Genomic DNA, 19583 nt, shown 5'->3' on the forward strand with positions numbered 1-19583 from the left:
TCAGGTCCCGCAGCAAAAACCCGGACGCTCCCTCAGGTCCTGCACGAGTCCTACGAACGCTCCCGCACTCGTTGCGGGAGCGTTCGTCGTAGGACAGCCGAACCTGCGGGAGCGTTAGGAGTTAAGCCCCCAAACCTGCGGGAGCGTTGTGGTTAGAGGAGGCGGCGTTCGGCGGCCCAGCGGGTGAGTTCGTGCCGGCTGGAGAGCTGGAGCTTGCGCAGCACTGCCGAGACGTGGGTTTCCACCGTCTTGATCGAGATGAACAGCTCCTTGGCCACTTCCTTGTAGCTGTAGCCGCGGGCGATCAGCCGCATCACCTCCAGTTCGCGGGCGGAGAGCCGGTCCAGTTCGTCGTCGGCGATGTCCGCCGGCGCCGTTCCGAAGGCATCCAGCACAAAGCCTGCCAGCCGCGGCGAGAAGACGGCGTCCCCGCCCGCGACCCGGCGGACGGCGTCGGAGATTTCCGCTCCTGAAATGGTTTTCGTGACATAACCGCGGGCCCCGGCACGGATCACGGAGACCACGTCCTCGGCGGCGTCCGAGACGCTCAGGGCCAGGAACCGCGTGCTGCCCAGCAAAGGCGCGGAGCCGGCCAGCACGTCGCGCCCGCCGCCGCCGAGTCCGCCCGGCAGATGGACATCGAGGAGCACGACGTCGGGACGCACCGCCGCGATCACGGCGACGGCCTCCTCCACCGTGCCGGCCTCGCCGGCCACGATAATGTTCGGGTCCAGATCGGCCTTCAGACCGGACCGGAAAATGGCGTGGTCATCCACGATCACCACCCGGATCCCCGGCGCCGGGCTCCCCGCTTCGGTACTGGTCACAGTCTTGCCTCTCCGTTGCTGTTACTGGCGGCGGCCGCTGACGCAACCGCTGACAGGGGAAGCCTGAGCCGCACCTCGGTGCCGTCCGGGCTGCTGGTGATGGTGGCGGTGCCTCCGTGGCGGTTCATCCGGCCGACAATCGACTCGCGTACGCCCAGCCGGTCGGCCGGGACGGCGTCCGGATCGAAGCCGGGACCGCGGTCCTTGACGAAGACCTCCGCCGCGTCGTCCGTGACTTCCAGGTAGACCGACACGGCGCCGCCGCCGTGCCGGGCGGCGTTCAGCATGGCCTCGCGGGCGGCCTGGACGAGGGCCTCGTGGCGTTCAGACATGGCGCAGTCGCCCACCGTGACGACCTCGACGGCGTGGCCCAGGGAATCCTCCACCTCCGCAGCCGCTGCGTTGATGCCCTCGGAGAGCTGTCCGGCGTCCTTTCCCGGATCCCGGTACAGCCAGCCCCTCAGCTCGCGTTCCTGGGCGCGGGCGAGACGGACGACGTCGGTCTCGTTGCCGGCGCGCCGCTGGATCAGTGCCAGTGTCTGCAGGACCGAGTCGTGGAGGTGGGCGGCGATCTCGGCCCGTTCCGTGGCGCGGACGCGGCCGGCGCGCTCCGTCTCGAGGTCGCGCCAGAACTTCAGCCCCCAGGGCAGGAGGACCAGGGCCACGCCGCCCAGCACCGCGACCGAGGACAGCAGGGCAAGCCAGGTCTGTTCCCAGGACCCGGAGCCCGACACCATGACCAGGACACCGGCCACCACGAGCGCCAGCCCGGCCGCGAGACGCGCCCAGCCGCCGGCCTGGTCCGCCTTGGTCTTGTCCACGAGGCCCGCCCGGCGCGTCTCATCCAGCTGCATCCAGGCGATGGCCGCGCCGCCCAGGATGGCCGCGACCGGAATGAGCGTGCCGAGGGGAACGTCAACGCCGAGCACGCGGGCGATCAGGATGCCGGCGGCCAGCAGCAAACCCGCACCCAGCAGGATCTCCTTGCCGTAACGCACGCCGGTGACCCTGTTCCGCCACGAATCGGCAGGAACGGCGCCCGCCGAGGCGGATGCCGCCGCCTGGGGGGTCGCTGCCGGCGACGGGGCCGCCGTCGGGGGCGCCGCGTAGGATGCGCTCACCGCCGGGGCAATGGGCGACGCCGGCTGCCGGGCGTTGCGCTTGGCGCTTTCGTCCGCGGTGGGAACCATGATCCAGAGCCAGGCGTAGAACACGACGCCGGCACCGCCGGCGAGCGCTGCGGCCACCATGCCGAGCCGGACCATCCGCACCGGCCAGCCGAGGTGACGGGCGAGGCCGGTGCAGACCCCGGCGATCACGCGGTCGCCGCCACGGACCAGCGGCGGGCGGGAAACGGCGGTTGTCATGACTCAATCCAAGCACGGATCAGGGTTTCCCGGACCCGATTCCAGCCCTAACCGGGGGCCACTCAGGGGCAGTTCAGGGTGTTCCCCAGTAGAGCGGACGGGTCTCAGGCGGAAGGATCGAAGTATGAATCCGCACACTGAGCACCCCGCTGAAGGCCGCGACCCCTCCGGCAGCACTCCCGGGACGCCCGCCGAGCCCGCCGGACAACCTGACGTAAAACCGGGCGGACAACCCGCCGGGCTGCCGGCAGGGCCCGCCGACGAAACTGCCGGCCGTGCCGGCGAGGCCCAGCGGCCCGCTGCAGACTCCTCACCCACCGCCCCGGTGGGTACCTCAGCCACCCTCCCGTTGGAATTCCCGGCGGGCACCGGACCGACAGGGTCCGCCGGTGGCGGAGCGCTTCCGCCGCCGCCCCCGTACTACGGCCCGACGCCCCCGCCGCCTCCGCCGCCCGGCAGCCAATCGCTGACGTTCTTCGACTGGATCCGCAGCCAGGGCATACAGCGGGGCCGTGATCGCTGGGTGGGCGGTGTCGCCAGCGGCATTGCCCATCGCTTCGGCGTCGACCCGCTGATTGTCCGCGGCATCCTGATCGTCCTGACGGTCTTCGCGGGCGTCGGCGTCCTGCTGTACGGCATCGCGTGGGCGCTGCTGCCCGAACCCGACGGCCGCATCCATGTCCAGGAGGCCGCAGCGGGCCGGTGGTCGTCGGGGATGACCGGCGCCCTGGTCACCACTGTCATCGGCTTCCCCAGCCTGGGCGTCGGAGTCTGGGGCTGGGACCGCTACGGCTTTGGCGCGTTCATCTGGACGGTCTTCTGGGTGGGGGGCGTCATTTACCTCATCTACTACCTGTCACAGCGCAACAAGTCCCTGAACGGAGTCACTCCCATGTCCTCGAGTCCGCAGCCGGGCGGCCCGGCTGGCCCCGCCTATCCGCAGAACCCGGCAACGCCGCCAACGCAGGCGGCTCCGTTCGCCGCGGCCGGGTACAGCGGCTCGGACGCGCTGCCCCGCTACGGCGAGTCAGCTGTGCCGGTCCCGGCCTGGGGCGCGCCCCCGCCTTCGGGTCCCGTCCCTCCCCCCGGCGGCGGCTACCGTCCGGTTCCCGGCGACGGCCCCGTCCCGCCGGCCAAACCCCGGAGCTTCGGCCCCGGCGCGCCCGCCGTCGCGGTCACCACCGGCCTGGCCCTGCTGGTGGGCGGCGGCATCAAGGCCCTCGACGTCGCGAACGTGATTGACCTCGGCACCTCCAGCAACGCCGTCGTCTGGGCCAGCGCCGCGGTGGTCCTGGGCCTCGGGATCCTCATCGCCGGGCTCAGGGGCCGCACCTCGGGCATCCTCGGCTTCTTCGCCGCGGTGGCGCTGATCGTCGGCGGGATCTTCAATGTGCTCCCCAACGGCGACCGCTTCCGCCCGCAGAACGCCAACTGGTCACCGGTGAGCATCGAGCAGGCCCGGGGTGGTTTCGACATCACGGCCGGCACCGGGACCGTGGACCTGTCGGGCGTTCCGCTCAACCCGCCGCTCAGGACCGATGTAGTAGTCCCTATCGACGCCACGGCGAGCAACCTCACGGTCATCATTCCGGATACCGTGCCGGTGCAGGTCCGCTCCGACATGACCATGGGCAACCTCAATGAGGGCAGCCAGAGCCACGGCGGCATGACCACCCGGCAAAGCAACTACAACACGGGCCAGCCGGGAGCGACGCTGATCGTGGAGATCGACGGCACTTTCAGCAACGTCACCATCAAGGAAGGGAACTGACATGAGCAGCTATGACGCACCGGCCGGCAGCCCGGAGCCGCAGGAGGATTCCCCGGCCCGCGTGGGCACCATCGTCTGGGGGCTGATCGTGGTGGCCCTCGCCGCGCTCATCATCGTCTCCCAACTCGGCCTTGTGGCCCTCAACGGTACCTACGTGGCGATCGGACTGATGATCGGCGCCGGGGCAGCACTCGTGATCGGCGGGCTGCTTTCGGCCCGGGGACGTGACAAACAATCACCAACAGGGAAGTCTTGAGCCATGGAAAAGTTCTTCAGCACCGTCAGGGGCATCGGCCTGAAACGTGGTCCGCAGCGCTGGTTGGGCGGTGTCTGCGGCGGGATCGCCGCCAAGCTCAACGTGGATGTCGCGTTCGTCCGCATCGCCTTCCTGCTCTTCGCACTGCTTCCCGGGCCGGCCTTCGTGTTGTACGTCGTGGCCTGGCTTCTTCTGCCAGACCAGCGGAACGCCATCGCCCTTGAGACGTTCCTGGCGAAGCGTTCGGCCAAGCCCTGAGCACCCGTTAGCGAGAACAAGAAGTGCCCCTGCCCGCGCGGCAGGGGCACTTCCGCGTTGTAACCGTTTGTGTCCTGCCACACATGCGCCACTAGACTCTAGGTGAGCTCAGCGTGGCGCTCTGCCTGTAAACGCCTGTAAACCTTCGAGCCAGGATTTGAGCCGAAACATGAAAATTGGAATCCTCACCAGCGGCGGAGACTGCCCCGGACTGAACGCCGTCATCCGTGGCGCCGTCCTGAAGGGCATCGCCGTCCACGGCCACGAATTCGTGGGATTCCTGGACGGGTGGCGCGGCGTCGTCGAGGGCGACACCATCGACATCCCCCGCAGCATGGTCCGCGGCATCGCCAAGCAGGGCGGGACCATCCTGGGCACGTCCCGCACCAACCCCTTCGAAAACAACGGCGGGCCCGAGGTCATCAAAGCCAACATGGACCGCCTGGGCATCGACGCCCTCATCGCCATCGGCGGCGAGGGTACGCTGGCAGCCGCCAAGCGGCTCACCGACGCCGGCCTGAAGATCGTGGGGGTCCCCAAGACGGTCGACAATGACCTCGACGCGACGGACTACACCTTCGGCTTCGACACCGCCGTCGAGATCGCCACCGAGGCGATCGACCGGCTGCGCACCACGGGAGAGTCGCACCACCGCTGCATGATCGCCGAGGTTATGGGCCGCCACGTAGGGTGGATCGCCCTGCACGCCGGTATGGCCTCGGGCGCCCACGCCATCCTGATCCCGGAGCAGAAGGCCTCGATGGAGCAGATCGCCGAATGGGTGGTGTCGGCCCGGGACCGCGGCCGCGCGCCGCTGGTCGTCGTCGCGGAGGGCTTCGTCCCGGACGGACAGGAGACACCGCACTCCGAGCGCGGCCTGGACACCTTCGGCCGCCCCCGGCTGGGCGGGATCTCCGAGCGGCTGGCCCCGGAACTGGAAGCCATGACCGGCATCGAAACCCGCGCCACTGTCCTGGGCCACATCCAGCGCGGCGGAGTCCCCACGGCGTTCGACCGCGTGCTCGCGACCCGCCTGGGCATGGCGGCCATCGACTCAGTGGTCGAAGAGCGCTGGGGAACCATGGTGTCCCTCAACGGCACCGACATCGTCCATGTGGGTTTCGACGCTGCGCTCGGCAACCTTAAGACCGTCCCGAAGTACCGCTACGACGAGGCCGCAGTCCTCTTCGGCTGAGCCGGACGCCGGACCCGCCACGCCGGTGGGTAGGGTGGAGCCATGACACTTGAGCCCGGTTCGGTCGACATCATCCAGCTCGCGTGGGCCCGCCGGCTGGGGCTCGACGACGGCGCGTTTGCGGCTGCCGCGGGTGAACGCATCACCCGTGCGGATGAGGCAGCCCGTGCTGTCCAGTTCATCCGCCTGTTCGGCAATTCCGTCCTCGTCGGCCCCCAATGGGCGCTGGACGCCGCCGTCGGGATGTCCGACGAGGAACTCGCGCAGCATGTCACCTTGTTGACCATCACGCGGGACCATGGCGGCCACGGTCTCGGCGCCGCCGCGCTGTTCTTCGCGGACGACCTCCCCCTCAAGCAGCCCTCCGAGGAAATGACCGTCTCGCACGGCAATCCCGAAGCGATCGAGCTGGAAGCCGCCTGCCCGCCCGACGACGTCAACGAAGTGGGCCTCTCGGACCTCGAGCACCGCTTCACCGTCATGCATGACGAGGACGGCAGCCGGACCCCTGTAGCCTGCGGCGCCTACACCGAATGGGAAGGCATCCTGGCGCAGATGGGGGTGCTGGTGGCTCCGGAGTGGCGCCGGCGGGGGCTGGGCTCACTGGCAGCCTCCATCGCGGCCCATGAGGCGCTCGCCTCGGGCCTGACCCTGCAGTGGCGCTCCGACGTCAGCAACAAAGGCTCCCTGGCCATCGCCCGGAGCCTGGGCTTCACCCCCGGCGGCATCCAGACGAGTGTGCTGCTGGGCTGATCCGGCAACCCGCACGGCGAGGCGTCAGCTGGCGCGTGCCCCGGCCCCCTCGGCGCCGGCCGACGCTGCCGGCAGCACCCCGGGTGTTCCCCAGCCCTGCAGCGGCTGGGGCTTGGCGAAGAACAGCGCCACGGCCGCGCCGATGAGGATGACGGCGGCGGGGAGCAGGATGGACTGGGCCATCGCCGTCGAGAATCCCTCGTGCAGGGACTCCGGCAGGGCTCCGGCGAACGACGTCGGAGCCGCTTCTCCGGATCCGCCCGGAACCGCGGGGAGTTCCGCTGCGAGCCGGGCCTGGATCAGCACCGCGATGGCGGCGCTGCCCAGGACGGCCCCGATCTGGCGCGTCGTGTTGTAGACGCCGGCGCCGGCACCTGCGAGCCTCGGCGGCAGGTTCCGGGTCGCTGTGGTCCCCAGCGGCGCCCAGATGCCGGCATTGGCGAAGCCCAGCACCGCGCTCGGCAGCAGGAAGAGCAGGATCGGCGTGTCCGGGTGCATCAGGAGGGCATTCCACGTCAGCGCCACGGACATCAGGAGCAGGCCGGACGCGGTGATGAATTTCGGGTTGACCCGGTCGATGATCCTGCCCACCACCGGGGCCAGTCCGCCCGAGATCAGCGCCATCGGCACCATCATCAGCGCCGATTCGGTGGGTGTCAGGCCCCGGACCAGCTGGAAGTAGAAAATCAGCGGCAGCGTGAAGGCTGTCACCGTGAAACCGACGGTGGTGATGCCGATGTTCGCCAGGGAAAAATTGCGGTCCCTAAACAGGGACAGCGGCAGCAGGGGCTCGCCCTTGTTCATCTTCTGCCACACGACAAAAACCACCAGCACGGCGATCCCGGAGATGATGAGCCCCCACACGGTGATGGGTCCGGCGATAGTGCCCCAGTCGTAGGTCTCGCCCTCCTGGATTCCGAACACCAGCAGGAACAGCCCGACGGCGCTGAGCAGCACGCCGGGGATATCGAACTTGTGCGGGTGGGTGCTCAGGGCCGGCACGTAGCGCAGGGCCAGGAAAAAGCCGATGACACCCACCGGGAGGTTGATGAAGAAGATCCACTCCCAGCCGAGGCCGTCGACGAGGACACCGCCGAGGATCGGCCCCACCAACGTGGCGACGCCGGCGGTGGCGCCCCAGATACTCATCGCCGCTCCGCGCCGGTCAGGCGCGAAGATCCGCGTGATGACGGCCATGGTCTGGGGTGTCATCAGCGCGGCGCCGAAGCCCTGGAACACCCGTGCCAGGATCAGGGTGTTCACGTCCCCGGAGAGCCCGCACCAGAGCGAGGCCGCGGTGAAGACCACAAGGCCGGACAGGTACAGCCTCTTCGGGCCAAAGCGGTCGCCCAGCCGGCCGGTGATCAGCAGCGGCACGGCGTAGGCGAGCAGGTAAGCGCTGGTCACCCAGATCACCGAGTTGATGTCGGCGTTGAGGCCCTCCATGATGCTGGGGTTGGCCACCGAGACAATGGTGGTGTCGATCAGGATCATAAAGAACCCGATGACAAGGGACCAGAGTGCCGGCCACGGCCTGGCAACGATTTCCATGGGATTCCTTAGGGTCAGGGTGCTGCCGTGGACCGGCGGACGAGTCAGCCTAGCAGCGCCAGGATGTCAAGCCGTTCGAACATCTGCGCGGCCGCCCGGGCGGAGGGCGTGCCGGCGTCGGGGTCCGCGCCGGCGTCGACCAGCATCTGGACCACATCCGGGTAGCCTTTGAAGACGGCTCCGGCGAGCGGCGTCTGGCCGCGGTCGTTGGCGGTATTCGCATCTCCGCCGTGCGCCAGGATCAGCCGGACGGTGTCCGGGTGGCCGTGATAGGCCGCGAGCATCAGCAGGGAATCGCCGGCCGCGTTCGTCATGGCCGCCGGCGCACCGGCCGTCAGGTACCCGGCGAGCAACGCGGTGTTGCCTTCCCGGGCCGCGTCAAAGAGGGCATGGGCCAGAGCCAGGGTTTCCGCGTCCGGCTCACCGGGGTTGGCGGCCGTCATCGGGTCCCCCGCAGGAAACCGGTCTGGCGTCCCACGACCTGGCCGGCGTCCGGCGCCACGATGACTTCCTGCGCGGCGGCGTAGGGCTCCTCGCCGTCTAGGACGGTCAAGACTTCTTCCGGCGCGACCGAGCGTTTGACCACGGCCAGGGCCACCGGCCCCATTTCGTAGTGCTGCGCCACGGACGTCACTGTGCCCACCTTGCGGTCACCTGCACGGACCTCGCTGCCCACTGCAGGCATGGTGTGCTGCGAGCCGTCCAGCTGCAGGAAGACCAGCCGGCGCGGCGGGTGGCCCAGGTTGTGGACCCGGGCCACGGTTTCCTGACCCTTGTAGCAGCCTTTGTTCAGATGAACAGCGGTGCGGAGGAGGTCAAGTTCGTGCGGGATGGTTTTGTCGTCGGTTTCGGCGCCCCAGCGCGGCCGCCACGCCGCGATGCGCAGGGCTTCGGCTGCCCACACACCGGCGAGCGGGCGTTCGCCGACCGTGGACTCCAGCGCAGCGGCCGGGACGAGGTACTCGAACCAGGGCCGTTCCAGCCCGGGGTGGGCGTCCTCCCCCACCACGGCGTAGGAGTAGCCGCCGGCGCCGACATGCGGCCAGGGGTCTTCCCAGACCAGCAGGCCGGACCAGTCCGGCACCCTGCGGGTGGACCCCAGCACGGCCCAGTCCCCCGACACGTCGGCGATCTCGACGCGGAGCATGAACTTCATCTTGTTGAGCCATTCGGCCAGCGGTCCGGCCTCTGCCGCCTCGACGATCAGCCAGGTGGTGGCGCCGTCGTCCACCACTCGCGCGTCGAACTCGATCCGGCCCTGGACGCTCAGCAGCAGCAGTTCGCTCGACTGCCCGGGCGCCAGGTTGGTGAGCTGCTGGGAAGACAAGGTGTTGAGCCAGCTCAGCCGGTCCGGCCCGGTCACGGTGACGACCCCGCGGTGCGAGAGGTCCACGACGGCGGTGCCGCCGGCCAGCGCCCGCTGTTCGCGCAGCGGTTCGCCATAGTGGGATGCGACGCCGGCGTCAGCACCGCCGGCTTCGACTGCGCCAGGGCGCGCCAGCAGGGGGCTCTTGATAGTCATATGTAGTAGAAGTCCTCAGGGGTTAGCGGTATTCCGGATTTTCGAAGTCAAACCTGGTTCCGGCTTTCCACGCTTCGGGCAGGTTTCCGTAGGCGGGGATGCCGCCTGCGTCCTTGAGCATCCGGGCGAGGTGCAGCAGGTTCCACGTCATGAAGGTCGTGTTGCGGTTGGTGAAGTCGCTTTCCGGGCCGCCTGAACCTTCATCGAGGTAACTCGGGCCCGGCCCCACGGCGCCGATCCAGCCGGCGTCGGCCTGCGGTGGGATGGTGAAGCCGATGTGCTGGAGGCTGTACAGGACGTTCATGGCGCAATGCTTGATGCCGTCCTCGTTACCGGTGATCAGGCAGCCGCCCACTTTCGGATAGAAGGCCCACTGGCCGTTGTCGTTGAGCTCGCCGGAGTGCGCATAGAGCCGCTCGATCAGTTTCTTGGTCTGCGAGGAGTTGTCGCCCAGCCAGATTGGTCCGGCGACGACGACGATGTCGGCTTCCCGGACGGCCGGATACAGCTCGGGCCATTCATCGGTGGCCCAGCCGTGCTCGCGCATGTCCGGGTACACGCCGCTGGCAATGTCGTGGTCCACCGTCCTGATGACCCGTGTGGTGACCCCGTGTTTGTCCATGATCCGGCGGCTGACATCGATCAGGCCCTGCGTGTTGGACGTCTCCGGGGACTTCTTGAGCGTGCCGTTGAAGAACACGGCTTTGAGGTCGCTGAAATCGGCAGGCATTCCTGACGTTCCAGGCATGGCAGCTGTGGCATTCACTTTGGTACTCCCTGCGGTCGCTACGGACAACGGAAAATCAGTGAGACCCTCAACCCCGGCGGCGTGTCGGCGGCCGCTCAGCCGGCTTGGTGCGCGCGGCCGATCAGGTGACTTTGTGGAGAATGGCGGACGCGTGAGCCTCCAGGCCGCTGCCCCCCGCAGGGCCCTTGCCCGTTGCCACGTCCCAGCGCCAGAGCAGGTTGCCGTCCACGAGTCCGAAGATCCTGGTGGCGGCCGTGTACTCCTTGGAGTGGCTGCCGCGCATCACCATGTCGGTGCTGAGCTGGATCTGCGGCCCTTTGATCTGGCCGTAGTAAAGCTCGGAGATCCCGCCGGGGTGGGAGATCGAGACGGAGATGTCGAAGCCGCCGTCCTTGTTGCGCAGGGCTTCGACTTCGTCGGCGCTCTTGAGCACGGGAACGATGTCGGCCGGGATGAGCCCGGGCCCGCCGTCTTCCTCGCGCTGTTTGCGCTCCAGGGCCCAAAAACCGGTTTCGACGGTCAACGGACGCAACCTGGTGCCTTCGTCGTCGGTCAGCCAGCTTTCCGCACGGTACTGCAGGTACGGCAGGCCGTTATGCGTGAAGGACACGTGCTGAACGAAGTGCTCGGAATCCTCTTCCCCGGCCCCCAGCCGGCCACGGCCCTCCCACTCACCAATGAGCCAGGACAGCGGAACGATTTCGGGTGTCAGATCTGTTGGAATTTCAATCGGCACAGCAGTTACCTCTGGAAACGACGGGACTATGCGGGGCGTTTACTTCTGGCTGTTACTTCTGGCCTTTGAAGAGCCGGTACACAACAAAACCGGCAAACCAGGCCATGGCCAGGCTGGCAACGCCGAGGAGGACAAGGAAGAAGATTTCAAATGCAAGTACGGACATGATGCCATCCTAACGCGTTAGAAGATGAGTAGTTTGTCTATGAAGTACGCCAGCGACCCGACGGCTGCGACCGGGCCCAGCCCCATGCCGAGGGCCGCCGCAAAGCTCAGCGACTCACCGCGGAGGATCACCAGGCGGCGGAAGCTCACCAGCACTGCGCCCACCACCACCCCGACGATCACGGCGGGCAACACTGCGATGTCGGAGAAGACGAGGCCCGCGAGCGGTCCGGCCAGCCCGGCGCCGATAACCCCCAGGGGCGCCACCACCCGGTCCGGCCAGCGGATCAGCCCCGCCAGCAGCGCGATCGCTGCGCTGATCGCCGCGACCAGGAGCATCTCGCGGACACCGTTAAAGCGGAAGCACGCAATCCAGCCGGCCCCCAGACAGGACAACATGACGCCCGCACAGGACCCCAGCGTGGACTCCAGGCGCTGCGCCTGGCCGGTTCCGCGGATCAGTTGCATCACAAAGACCGCCATAACGCCTGCGGCCATGAACGACGGCGTCCAGTCCAGGAATCCCGGGGCAGGAAGGTAGGTGGCGCCAATGGCGGAGCCAACCCCGGGCAGCCCGATCAGGACAGCCAGGGTTTTCCGGGCGGGAATGCCCAGGAAATGCGGCCAGCCGATTCCAACGCCGACGGCGGTGAGCACGCCTACGGCCAGGAGTGCCTCCGGCGAGGAGTAGGACGCCCCGACGATCGCGGCGAGTCCGGCCAGGCCAATGGCACCGATGGACCAAGACCTCACTTCGTACCCGACATCTGTTTATCCGTCATCCGTCTTCCGGTCATTGCCGTACCTTCGCTCACTGCGGACCCCAATTCGACCTGATTGCGTCAGGGGGCTGCGGGCCCCGACGGATCAATCCTGCCCTATATGACCGATTTGTGTCGCCAAAGGACTGGCCGGAGGTGAAGGAACCATGGCCGGTAAGGGTCGTTTAGGTATACTCAGACTCAGCTACAGACGCCCGAAGATGCGCGGACACCCCTTGGAGGAAACATGTCGCACATCCTGCTACTGACGAACAGCACCGGCTCATCGGTGGACGTCCTGCCTGCTTTGGAATTGTTGAACCACCGGGTCCACATTCTCCCCGCGGAACCGACCGCCCTGCTCGAGACCGACCCCTGCGACATCGTCCTCTTGGACGCCCGCAAAGACCTCGTCGGCGCACGCTCCCTGACCCAGCTGCTCAAGGCCACGGGCCTGAGCGCCCCGCTGATGCTCATCCTGACCGAGGGCGGCATGGCCGCGGTGTCCTCGGCGTGGGCCGTGGACGACATCCTGCTCGAGTCCGCCGGGCCCGCCGAGGTGGAGGCCCGGATCCGCCTGGGCGTCGCCCGGGCCGTGCCGGAGCAGGACGATGCGCCGACCGAGATCCGCGCCGCCGGCGTTGTCATCGACGAAGCCAGCTACACCGCCCGGGTCAACGGCGCACCGCTGAACCTGACCTTCAAGGAATTCGAACTGCTCAAGTACCTGGCGCAGCACCCCGGCCGGGTCTTCACCCGCCAGCAGCTGCTGACCGAGGTCTGGGGCTATGACTACTACGGCGGCACCCGCACCGTGGACGTCCACGTCCGGCGGTTGCGGGCCAAACTCGGCGCCGACCACGAGAACCTGATCAGCACGGTCCGCAACGTCGGTTACCGCCTGACCCTGGTCCGGCATCCGGAAGAAGAACTCACCGAGGCCTAGAAGCGGGCCCGAAATAGACCTGACACGCAGAAAGCCCCGGACCTGAGTCCGGGGCTTTCGCTGTTTTTCAGTGGAGGACATACGGGTCGAACGTATCGAGGCCACCCCAGTGGTGGATCCCCCTCGCATCCGCGCTGACGGTTCGGGAACCAAGGTCCCGCGCCGAACAAACCGGACGAGAAAAGACTATACGTAACTGTTCCGGAAACTTCAAAACCGGCCCCGGCCCGGCGCCAGCGTATAGCCTTGCACCATGAGTCCTGCGCATCCTGAGAACTGGCCCGTGCTCGCCGCCAAAGGAGCTGCGGATCCGCAGCTCCTGAAGGACGTCAAGGCCCTCGCCGCCGCCGCGGAGGAATCCGATGGCAATCCGCCCCTCTCCGAACAGACACTCGTGACGCTGCGCGCCTCGGACGCCGACGCCGGTTCGCACACGGTTCTGACGCTCGCCCTGTACAGCCCCGATGAGAAATCCGACCCGGCAACGGCGCAGGACCTGGCCGGAGTCGCCGTCGTCATCGAGGAACCGGACGGCACGGGCGTGCTGGAAATCGCGGTCCATCCCAGCTACCGAAACCAAGGCGTGGCGGACCGGCTGGTGGGCGAGCTCAAGAACACCCGCGGCTTCGCCGGCCTCAAGGCTTGGTCCCACGGCAACCACGAGGCCGCAGCAGACCTCGCCGCGCGTTACGGCTACGGTCCGGTCCGTGAGCTGTGGAAGATGCGCCTTACCACCGCGGCGGCGGAGCTGCCTGACGTCCCACTGCCGGACGGGGTGGCCTTGCGCGCCTTCGTGCCGGGCCGTGACGAGGACGCCTGGCTCGCCGCGAACCGGACCGCTTTCACGCATCACGCGGAGCAGGGCAGCATGACCCGTGCCGACCTGGACGCCAGGATGGCGGAGCCGTGGTTCGATCCCTCCGGGTTCCTGCTGGCCGTCGATTCGTCGGACCGGATCCTCGGCTTCCACTGGACGAAGGTGCACCCCCGGCACGGCGACCACCCGGCGATCGGCGAGGTGTACGTGGTGGGGGTATCCCCCGCCGCCCAGGGCACTGGGCTGGGGAAAGCATTGACGGTCGCCGGCATCCGGCACCTGCAGCATCAGGGCCTGCACGCCGTCATGCTCTACGTCGACGCGGACAACATTCCGGCCGTTTCGCTGTACCGGCGGCTGGGCTTCACCCGCTGGGACGTCGACGTCATGTATGCCCCATTGGAAGGGCGTTAATCCAATCGGCAGACATCTGGTTCCCACCGCGGGAAATCTGGGCCCTCCGAAAGCTGTCCGCGGTCTGATTGCTTGTAAGGTTGAAGCTAAATCGAGCCAGCATTAGGAGAGACCATGCAACCGGAATCTGCCCGGACCGCCACGTCTGGGGCCGCCACGTCGGACAAGAAAATCCGCCCCGCGCGTGCCCGGTTCGGCTCCTCCGAAGTGCCTGCCTCACGCGCCACCCAGGACCGGATCGACATCCCCGAATTCGCGCCCAACCTGGAGCCGGAGGGCGACTTCAGCCCCGACCGCTTCCTGGACCGCGAACTGAGCTGGCTCGCTTTCAACGCCCGCGTGCTGGAGCTCGCCGAAGACCCCGACCTGCACCTGCTCGAACGCGTCAGCTTCCTCTCCATCTTCGCGTCCAACCTGGACGAGTTCTTTATGGTCCGCGTCGCCGGGCTCAAGCGCCGGATCGCCACCGGCCTGGCCGTCCCCTCCCCTGCCGGGCTCAGCCCGGTGCAGGTCCTCGAGCAGATCGGCGACGAGGCACACCGCCTGCAGCAGCGCCACGCCCGTGTGTACGCCGAGCAGATCCGTCCGGCGCTGGCCTACGAGCACATCCACCTCATGCACTGGGAGGAACTCGATTCCCAGGCCAAGGACCAGCTCAGCGCCATGTTCGCCGAGAAGGTCTTCCCCATCCTGACGCCGCTGGCCGTGGACCCGGCCCACCCGTTCCCCTACATTTCGGGGCTCTCACTGAACCTCGCCGTCGTGGTCCGCAACCCGGTCAGCGACAAGGAACTTTTCGCGCGACTCAAGGTACCGGACCAGCTCCCCCGGCTGATCTCGATTGACGGCCCGCGCGCCGGTTCGGTGCCGGGCCGGGTAGCGCGCTTCATCGCCCTCGAAGAAGTCATCGCCGTCCACCTGGACCAGCTCTTCGCCGGGATGGAGGTGCTGGAGCACCACACCTTCCGCGTCACCCGCAATGAAGACGTTGAGGTCGAAGAGGACGACGCCGAGAACCTGCTGCAGGCCCTCGAGAAGGAACTGCTGCGCCGCCGCTTCGGCCCGCCGGTCCGGCTGGAAGTCACGAATGACATCAACCCGAACATCCGGGCGCTGCTGATCCGCGAACTCGGCGTCGAGGAATCCGAGGTCTACTCGGTCCCCGCCCCGCTGGATCTCCGCGGGCTCTCGGTCATCGCAGGAATCGACCGGTCGGACCTGCATTACCCCAAGCATGTCCCGCACACCTCCCGCCACCTCAACGAATCGGAAACGTCCAAGGCGGCAAACGTCTTCGCGGCCATGCGCCGGCGGGACATCCTGCTGCACCACCCCTACGATTCCTTTTCCACCTCGGTGCAGGCGTTCCTGGAGCAGGCGGCCTCGGACCCGAAGGTCCAGGCCATCAAGCAGACCCTCTACCGCACCTCGGGCGACTCACCGATCGTCGACGCCCTGATCGACGCCGCCGAGGCCGGCAAGCAGGTCCTGGCCCTCGTCGAGATCAAAGCCCGGTTCGATGAGCAGGCCAACATCTCCTGGGCCCGGAAGCTGGAGCAGGCCGGCGTCCACGTGGTCTACGGCATCGTGGGCCTCAAGACCCACTGCAAGCTCTCCCTGGTGGTGCGCCAGGAAGTGGACGGCCTCCGCCGCTACTGCCACATCGGCACCGGCAACTACCACCCGCGCACGGCCCGCTACTACGAGGACCTGGGCCTCCTCACTGCCAATGAGCAGGTGGGCGAGGACCTCTCCAGGCTCTTCAACCAGCTCTCCGGCTACGCCCCGAAGTCGACCTTCAAGCGGCTCCTGGTGGCCCCGCGATCGGTGCGCTCAGGACTCATCGACAGGATCGAAACCGAAATCCGGAACGCGCGGGCAGGCCTCGCCGCCCGGGTCCAGATCAAGGTCAACTCGATGGTGGATGAAGCCATCATCGATTCCCTGTACCGGGCATCCCAGGCCGGGGTTCCCGTGGACATCATCGTCCGCGGCATCTGCTCCCTGCGTCCGGGCGTGCCCGGCCTCAGCGAGAACATCACCGTCCGCTCCGTGCTGGGCCGCTTCCTGGAGCACTCGCGCGTCTTCGCCTTCGCCAATGGCGGGGACCCGGTGGTCTACATCGGTTCGGCGGACATGATGCACCGCAACCTTGACCGCCGAGTGGAGGCCCTCGTCCAGCTCACCAGCGGGGACGACACAAGCTACGTCATGGACCTGCTGCGCCGCTACATGGATCCGGATACCGCGAGCTGGCACCTGGACAACGCAGGCGAATGGACCCGCCACCACCTCGCCGAAGACGGACAGAGCCTCGAGGATATCCAGTCCTGGCTGCTCAATTCCCGTTCGCGTCAGCGCTCGTCCGGGCTGCGGTAGGGGCTCTGGCATTGAGTAGCGATGCACTGGTCGCCGACCAGACAGACCATCCCGGCGAGGAAATTGCGGTGGTGGCTGCGGGTGCCGTGCCGTGGCGCGTCACCGCGGGCGGCAAGGACCTTGAGGTCCTCCTGATCCACCGCCCGCGGTATGACGACTGGTCCTGGCCCAAAGGCAAGATCGACCCCGGCGAGACGGTGCCCGAGTGTGCCGCCCGCGAGGTGGACGAGGAAATCGGGTTGAAAGCGCCACTGGGCATCCCGTTGCCCCCCATCCATTACCACGTCCCCGCCGGCCTGAAGGTTGTCCATTACTGGGCGGTGGACGTCGACGGGGCGGCGCTGCTGCCGGACGGCAAGGAAGTGGACAGCGTCATGTGGTGCTCACCTGAGAAAGCGGCCCGGCTGCTGAGCAACCCGAGCGATGTGGGCCCGCTGGAGCATTTGGCGGCGGCCCACGCCCGGGGCGAACTGAAGACGTGGCCGCTCCTTATCGTGCGCCACGCCAAAGCCAAGCCGCGCTCGTCATGGTCCAAGGCCGAAGGGGACCGTCCCCTGGCCGCCACCGGTCTGCGGCAAGCGCAGGCGGTAGGGCGGCTGTTGCAGGCCTGGAAGCCCATGCGTGTCGTGTCCAGCCCCTGGCTGAGGTGCGTCGCCACCATCGCCCCCTACGCCAAGGCAACCGATGCAAAAGTGAAGCTGAATGAAGCCCTCACGGAGCACCGGCACGGCCGCCATCCGCACAAGACAGCCGCCGCCGTCGAGGGACTTTTCGACAAGCAGCGGGCCGTGGCGCTGTGCACGCATCGCCCTGCCCTCCCCACCGTGTTCGCGCAGCTCGCAAAGCACATGGGATCCCGGTTGCGGGGCCAACTGCCGGACTCCGATCCGTTCCTCGCCCCCGGCGAAATCGTGGTGTGCCACGTGGCGCATCACAGCAAGGACAAAGTGGTCGCGGTGGAGCGGTTCCGGCCCTTCGACGACTGAGGTCCTTGACCCTCCACGGTCCTGGCCGTAGTTTGTATCAAACACTTGATACATTGCCGCAGAATCTTTGGGGGATTTATGCCGGTCCAGTCCGACCTGACGCCGCTGCTGTTGCTGGGTCCGCTCCTCACCGCCGTCGTTGTCTACCTGGTGTTGCGCTGGGTGATCTGGGCGCCCAACACGGGAACGTCGCCGGCGTCGGTGTCGGAGCACGCGCTCTGGGTGGGCGTCATCGGCTGGCTGGCGAGCTCCCTGCAGGGGGCGGTAAACGTGGGTATCATTCCGGCCAACCCTTCCACCGGCGCTGCCCTGACCACCGCCGGGACCATCCTGCCGGCGCTCATGTGGCCGGTTCTGGGCTGCCTGACGGTGCATGCCCTGGGCCAGATCAGTTACCCGGGCCCCCGGCGGATGCGGCGGCAGGCCGTCCTGTCCGTCCGGCGGATCCGCGATTTCCTGCCCCGCAGGCTGGCACTGACCACGGCCGCCATCTTTGGCACCGCCGCTGCAGGTATTGCCGGGACCGCCACCCTCCCGGGATTCGCTGCCGTGGCGCCCACCCAGGTCAGCGACGGCCAATCCACCTACTACAACGGCGGCGGGGACGGACGCATCCCTGGGCCGGAAGTGGCCGGCTGGCTCGGCGGCGCCCTGCTGGTCTTGGCCGGTGGGACGTGGCTGGTGCTGTGGCTGATCGCCAGCCGCCGGCAGCTGGAGTCCCTCGACGCGGCGGACAACGCCGTCCTGCGGACCATCGCGATGAACCGGCTGCTCCGGACGGTCGCCACGGTGGCTGCCGGGTTGGCGGCCATCGCGGGGAACTTCGCGGCGCGGCCCGATCCGGCCCAGGGGATGACGTCGTGGGCGAATCCGGCCGGCCTGGCATGCACGGTGGTCCTGCTCGTGATGTGGTGGTGGCGGCCTCCGCGGTTGGCGGCAGCCGGGCTGGGCGTCCGGAACCGCCCGGAACCAGGGACCGCCGCCGTCCGGCAGCACCCGGCCGCCAGGCTGGTCTCCTCCCTCGGCGCGCTGCTGGGGCTGGCCGCCGCTGTGCCGCTGGTGGCCGGTGTATTCCTCACCCAGGCCCTCATGGCTGCCGCCACGTACGGTTTTGCGGGGTTCGTGGCGTTGATGGCCGCCTCCGTGCTGCTGGTCATTGCCGCCGGGGAACTGTTGCTGCAGCACAACTACGGCAGCCCTGACGCACCGCGCCGTTGGCCCCGGCAGCCGGTGAGCCCCGCCTTGCTGACAACCGCCGGCCTGGCGCTGCTCGTCTTCCTTATTGTTCTGGTTCTCACCGCGGCGGGGCAGGCCCGCCGCGGTGAGAGCCCGGACTGGGTTCCGGCCGCGCTCCTCACGGCCGGAGTGTTCGCTGTGTCCCTGCCCGCGATCGTCACGGCGAGGCGCCGCCGCGGAATTCCCGATGCCCCCGCCGGCCTGGACGCGGCCCTGCGGGCCGTCACGGTCCACCGTGTGGTGCGGACCCTCGCAGCCACCCTCACCGCCCAGGCCGCAGTGCTCCTGCTGACCCGGAGCAATGCCTGGGCGGAGCTGTTGGGTCGGGCTGCTTTCGGGGAGACCGACCCCGCCGCAACGTCCTGGTGGCCCGCGATCGCTGGCGGAGCCGTCCTCGGGGTCGCGGCCACAGTCATCGCGGTCATCCCGGTGCGGGCCCTGGCCCGGCCGGCCGCGGTTCCTCCCCTGCCGAGGCAGGAAGTCTCCGCATGACCGCAGGGATCTCCGTGGATCTGGGCTCGGCCACACCGCCGTTCGAACAGATCAGGGCGCAGATCGCCTCGCTGATCGCCCTTGGAACACTGGCGCCGGGCACCCGGCTGCCCACGGTCCGGAGCCTGGCCGCGGACCTCGGCATCGCGCCCGGGACCGTTGCGCGCGCCTACCGGGAACTCGAGCAGGCGGGGCTGATCGAGACCAGGCGCCGCAACGGCACGGTGGTCGCGGGGACGCTTGGGGACGCGAACCCGCCCGGCGTCCCAGCACCGGAGAACGTCGCCGGGGCGGTGACCACCGCCGTCGAGCACTACATTGCGGAAGGCCGAAAAGCGGGATTCGACGACGCCGCCCTGCTGGCAATCCTGCAGACGAAGCTCAGCCAGCAAGACGGATAAGG

19 protein-coding genes are annotated in these 19583 nt (G+C 68.2%); 11 read left to right on the top strand and 8 right to left on the bottom strand.

Going from position 1 to position 19583, the window contains the following annotated elements:
* Positions 1–152: 152 nt before the first annotated feature.
* Both AC6EUH_RS01785 and AC6EUH_RS01790 read right to left on the bottom strand, forming a co-directional pair.
* Positions 153–827: a LuxR C-terminal-related transcriptional regulator gene (locus AC6EUH_RS01785; RefSeq protein ID WP_235500069.1), complete on the bottom strand. Its 675-nt coding sequence runs from the start codon at positions 825–827 to the stop codon at positions 153–155.
* On the bottom strand, positions 824–2194 hold the full coding sequence (locus AC6EUH_RS01790) for an ATP-binding protein (protein WP_499737627.1): 1371 nt from the start codon (positions 2192–2194) through the stop codon (positions 824–826). The genes AC6EUH_RS01785 and AC6EUH_RS01790 overlap by 4 nt, the downstream gene beginning before the upstream one ends.
* Positions 2195–2318: 124 nt before the next feature.
* Here AC6EUH_RS01790 and AC6EUH_RS01795 point away from each other — a divergent pair, with 124 nt between their 5' ends.
* The 5 genes from AC6EUH_RS01795 (at position 2319) to AC6EUH_RS01815 (ending at position 6427) form a co-directional block, all read left to right on the top strand.
* A complete protein-coding gene (locus tag AC6EUH_RS01795; RefSeq protein ID WP_499737628.1) occupies positions 2319–3965 on the top strand; it encodes a PspC domain-containing protein in 1647 nt (548 codons plus the stop codon).
* 1 nt (position 3966) lies between these two features.
* Entirely contained in the window at positions 3967–4221 is a 255-nt protein-coding gene (locus AC6EUH_RS01800) for a hypothetical protein (protein WP_056425179.1), read from the top strand.
* Positions 4222–4224: 3 nt separating this feature from the next.
* Positions 4225–4479 carry a PspC domain-containing protein gene (locus tag AC6EUH_RS01805; RefSeq protein ID WP_499737629.1) on the top strand — a complete coding sequence of 85 codons (255 nt, stop codon included), beginning with the start codon at positions 4225–4227 and terminating at the stop codon, positions 4477–4479.
* Between the two features lie 169 nt (positions 4480–4648).
* Positions 4649–5674, top strand: a complete 1026-nt coding sequence (locus tag AC6EUH_RS01810; RefSeq protein WP_056425173.1) for a 6-phosphofructokinase — start codon at positions 4649–4651, stop codon at positions 5672–5674.
* A 42-nt stretch (positions 5675–5716) separates the two neighbouring features.
* Positions 5717–6427, top strand: coding sequence for a GNAT family N-acetyltransferase (locus AC6EUH_RS01815; protein WP_056425163.1), 711 nt, complete (start codon positions 5717–5719; stop codon positions 6425–6427).
* Positions 6428–6451: 24 nt separating this feature from the next.
* Here the strand turns inward: AC6EUH_RS01815 and AC6EUH_RS01820 are convergent, their stop codons facing one another.
* From AC6EUH_RS01820 to AC6EUH_RS01845, 6 genes are all read right to left on the bottom strand, one after another.
* Positions 6452–7978: a DHA2 family efflux MFS transporter permease subunit gene (locus tag AC6EUH_RS01820; protein ID WP_056425161.1), complete on the bottom strand. Its 1527-nt coding sequence runs from the start codon at positions 7976–7978 to the stop codon at positions 6452–6454.
* A gap of 44 nt (positions 7979–8022) precedes the next feature.
* Positions 8023–8421 (bottom strand): ankyrin repeat domain-containing protein, encoded by a 399-nt coding sequence (locus AC6EUH_RS01825; RefSeq protein ID WP_499737630.1) that lies wholly within the window; start codon positions 8419–8421, stop codon positions 8023–8025.
* Positions 8418–9500 carry a CAF17-like 4Fe-4S cluster assembly/insertion protein YgfZ gene (gene ygfZ, locus AC6EUH_RS01830; protein ID WP_056425155.1) on the bottom strand — a complete coding sequence of 361 codons (1083 nt, stop codon included), beginning with the start codon at positions 9498–9500 and terminating at the stop codon, positions 8418–8420. Before ygfZ ends, AC6EUH_RS01825 begins: the two co-directional genes overlap by 4 nt.
* Before the next feature lie 22 nt (positions 9501–9522).
* Positions 9523–10230, bottom strand: coding sequence for a flavodoxin family protein (locus AC6EUH_RS01835; RefSeq protein WP_156367474.1), 708 nt, complete (start codon positions 10228–10230; stop codon positions 9523–9525).
* A gap of 139 nt (positions 10231–10369) precedes the next feature.
* Entirely contained in the window at positions 10370–10984 is a 615-nt protein-coding gene (locus AC6EUH_RS01840; RefSeq protein WP_056425148.1) for a nitrobindin family protein, read from the bottom strand.
* Positions 10985–11167: 183 nt separating this feature from the next.
* The gene (locus AC6EUH_RS01845; protein ID WP_056425144.1) at positions 11168–11902 is read right to left on the bottom strand and encodes a hypothetical protein; all 735 of its coding nucleotides are present in this window, start codon (positions 11900–11902) and stop codon (positions 11168–11170) included.
* Positions 11903–12157: 255 nt separating this feature from the next.
* On the opposite strand from AC6EUH_RS01845, the gene AC6EUH_RS01850 reads away from it, so the two are divergent.
* From AC6EUH_RS01850 to AC6EUH_RS01875, 6 genes are all read left to right on the top strand, one after another.
* A complete protein-coding gene (locus AC6EUH_RS01850; protein ID WP_056425141.1) occupies positions 12158–12856 on the top strand; it encodes a winged helix-turn-helix transcriptional regulator in 699 nt (232 codons plus the stop codon).
* Positions 12857–13109: 253 nt separating this feature from the next.
* Positions 13110–14087: a mycothiol synthase gene (mshD, locus tag AC6EUH_RS01855; RefSeq protein WP_499737631.1), complete on the top strand. Its 978-nt coding sequence runs from the start codon at positions 13110–13112 to the stop codon at positions 14085–14087.
* A gap of 114 nt (positions 14088–14201) precedes the next feature.
* Positions 14202–16466, top strand: a complete 2265-nt coding sequence (locus tag AC6EUH_RS01860) for an RNA degradosome polyphosphate kinase (protein WP_056425135.1) — start codon at positions 14202–14204, stop codon at positions 16464–16466.
* Positions 16467–16477: 11 nt separating this feature from the next.
* On the top strand, positions 16478–17452 hold the full coding sequence (locus AC6EUH_RS01865) for an NUDIX hydrolase (protein ID WP_499737632.1): 975 nt from the start codon (positions 16478–16480) through the stop codon (positions 17450–17452).
* 78 nt (positions 17453–17530) lie between these two features.
* A complete protein-coding gene (locus AC6EUH_RS01870) occupies positions 17531–19180 on the top strand; it encodes a hypothetical protein (protein WP_499737633.1) in 1650 nt (549 codons plus the stop codon).
* Positions 19177–19581, top strand: a complete 405-nt coding sequence (locus AC6EUH_RS01875; protein WP_499737634.1) for a GntR family transcriptional regulator — start codon at positions 19177–19179, stop codon at positions 19579–19581. The genes AC6EUH_RS01870 and AC6EUH_RS01875 overlap by 4 nt, the downstream gene beginning before the upstream one ends.
* The last annotated feature ends 2 nt before the right edge of the window (positions 19582–19583 follow it).

It is taken from the genome of Arthrobacter sp. 001422645, from assembly GCF_059816125.1.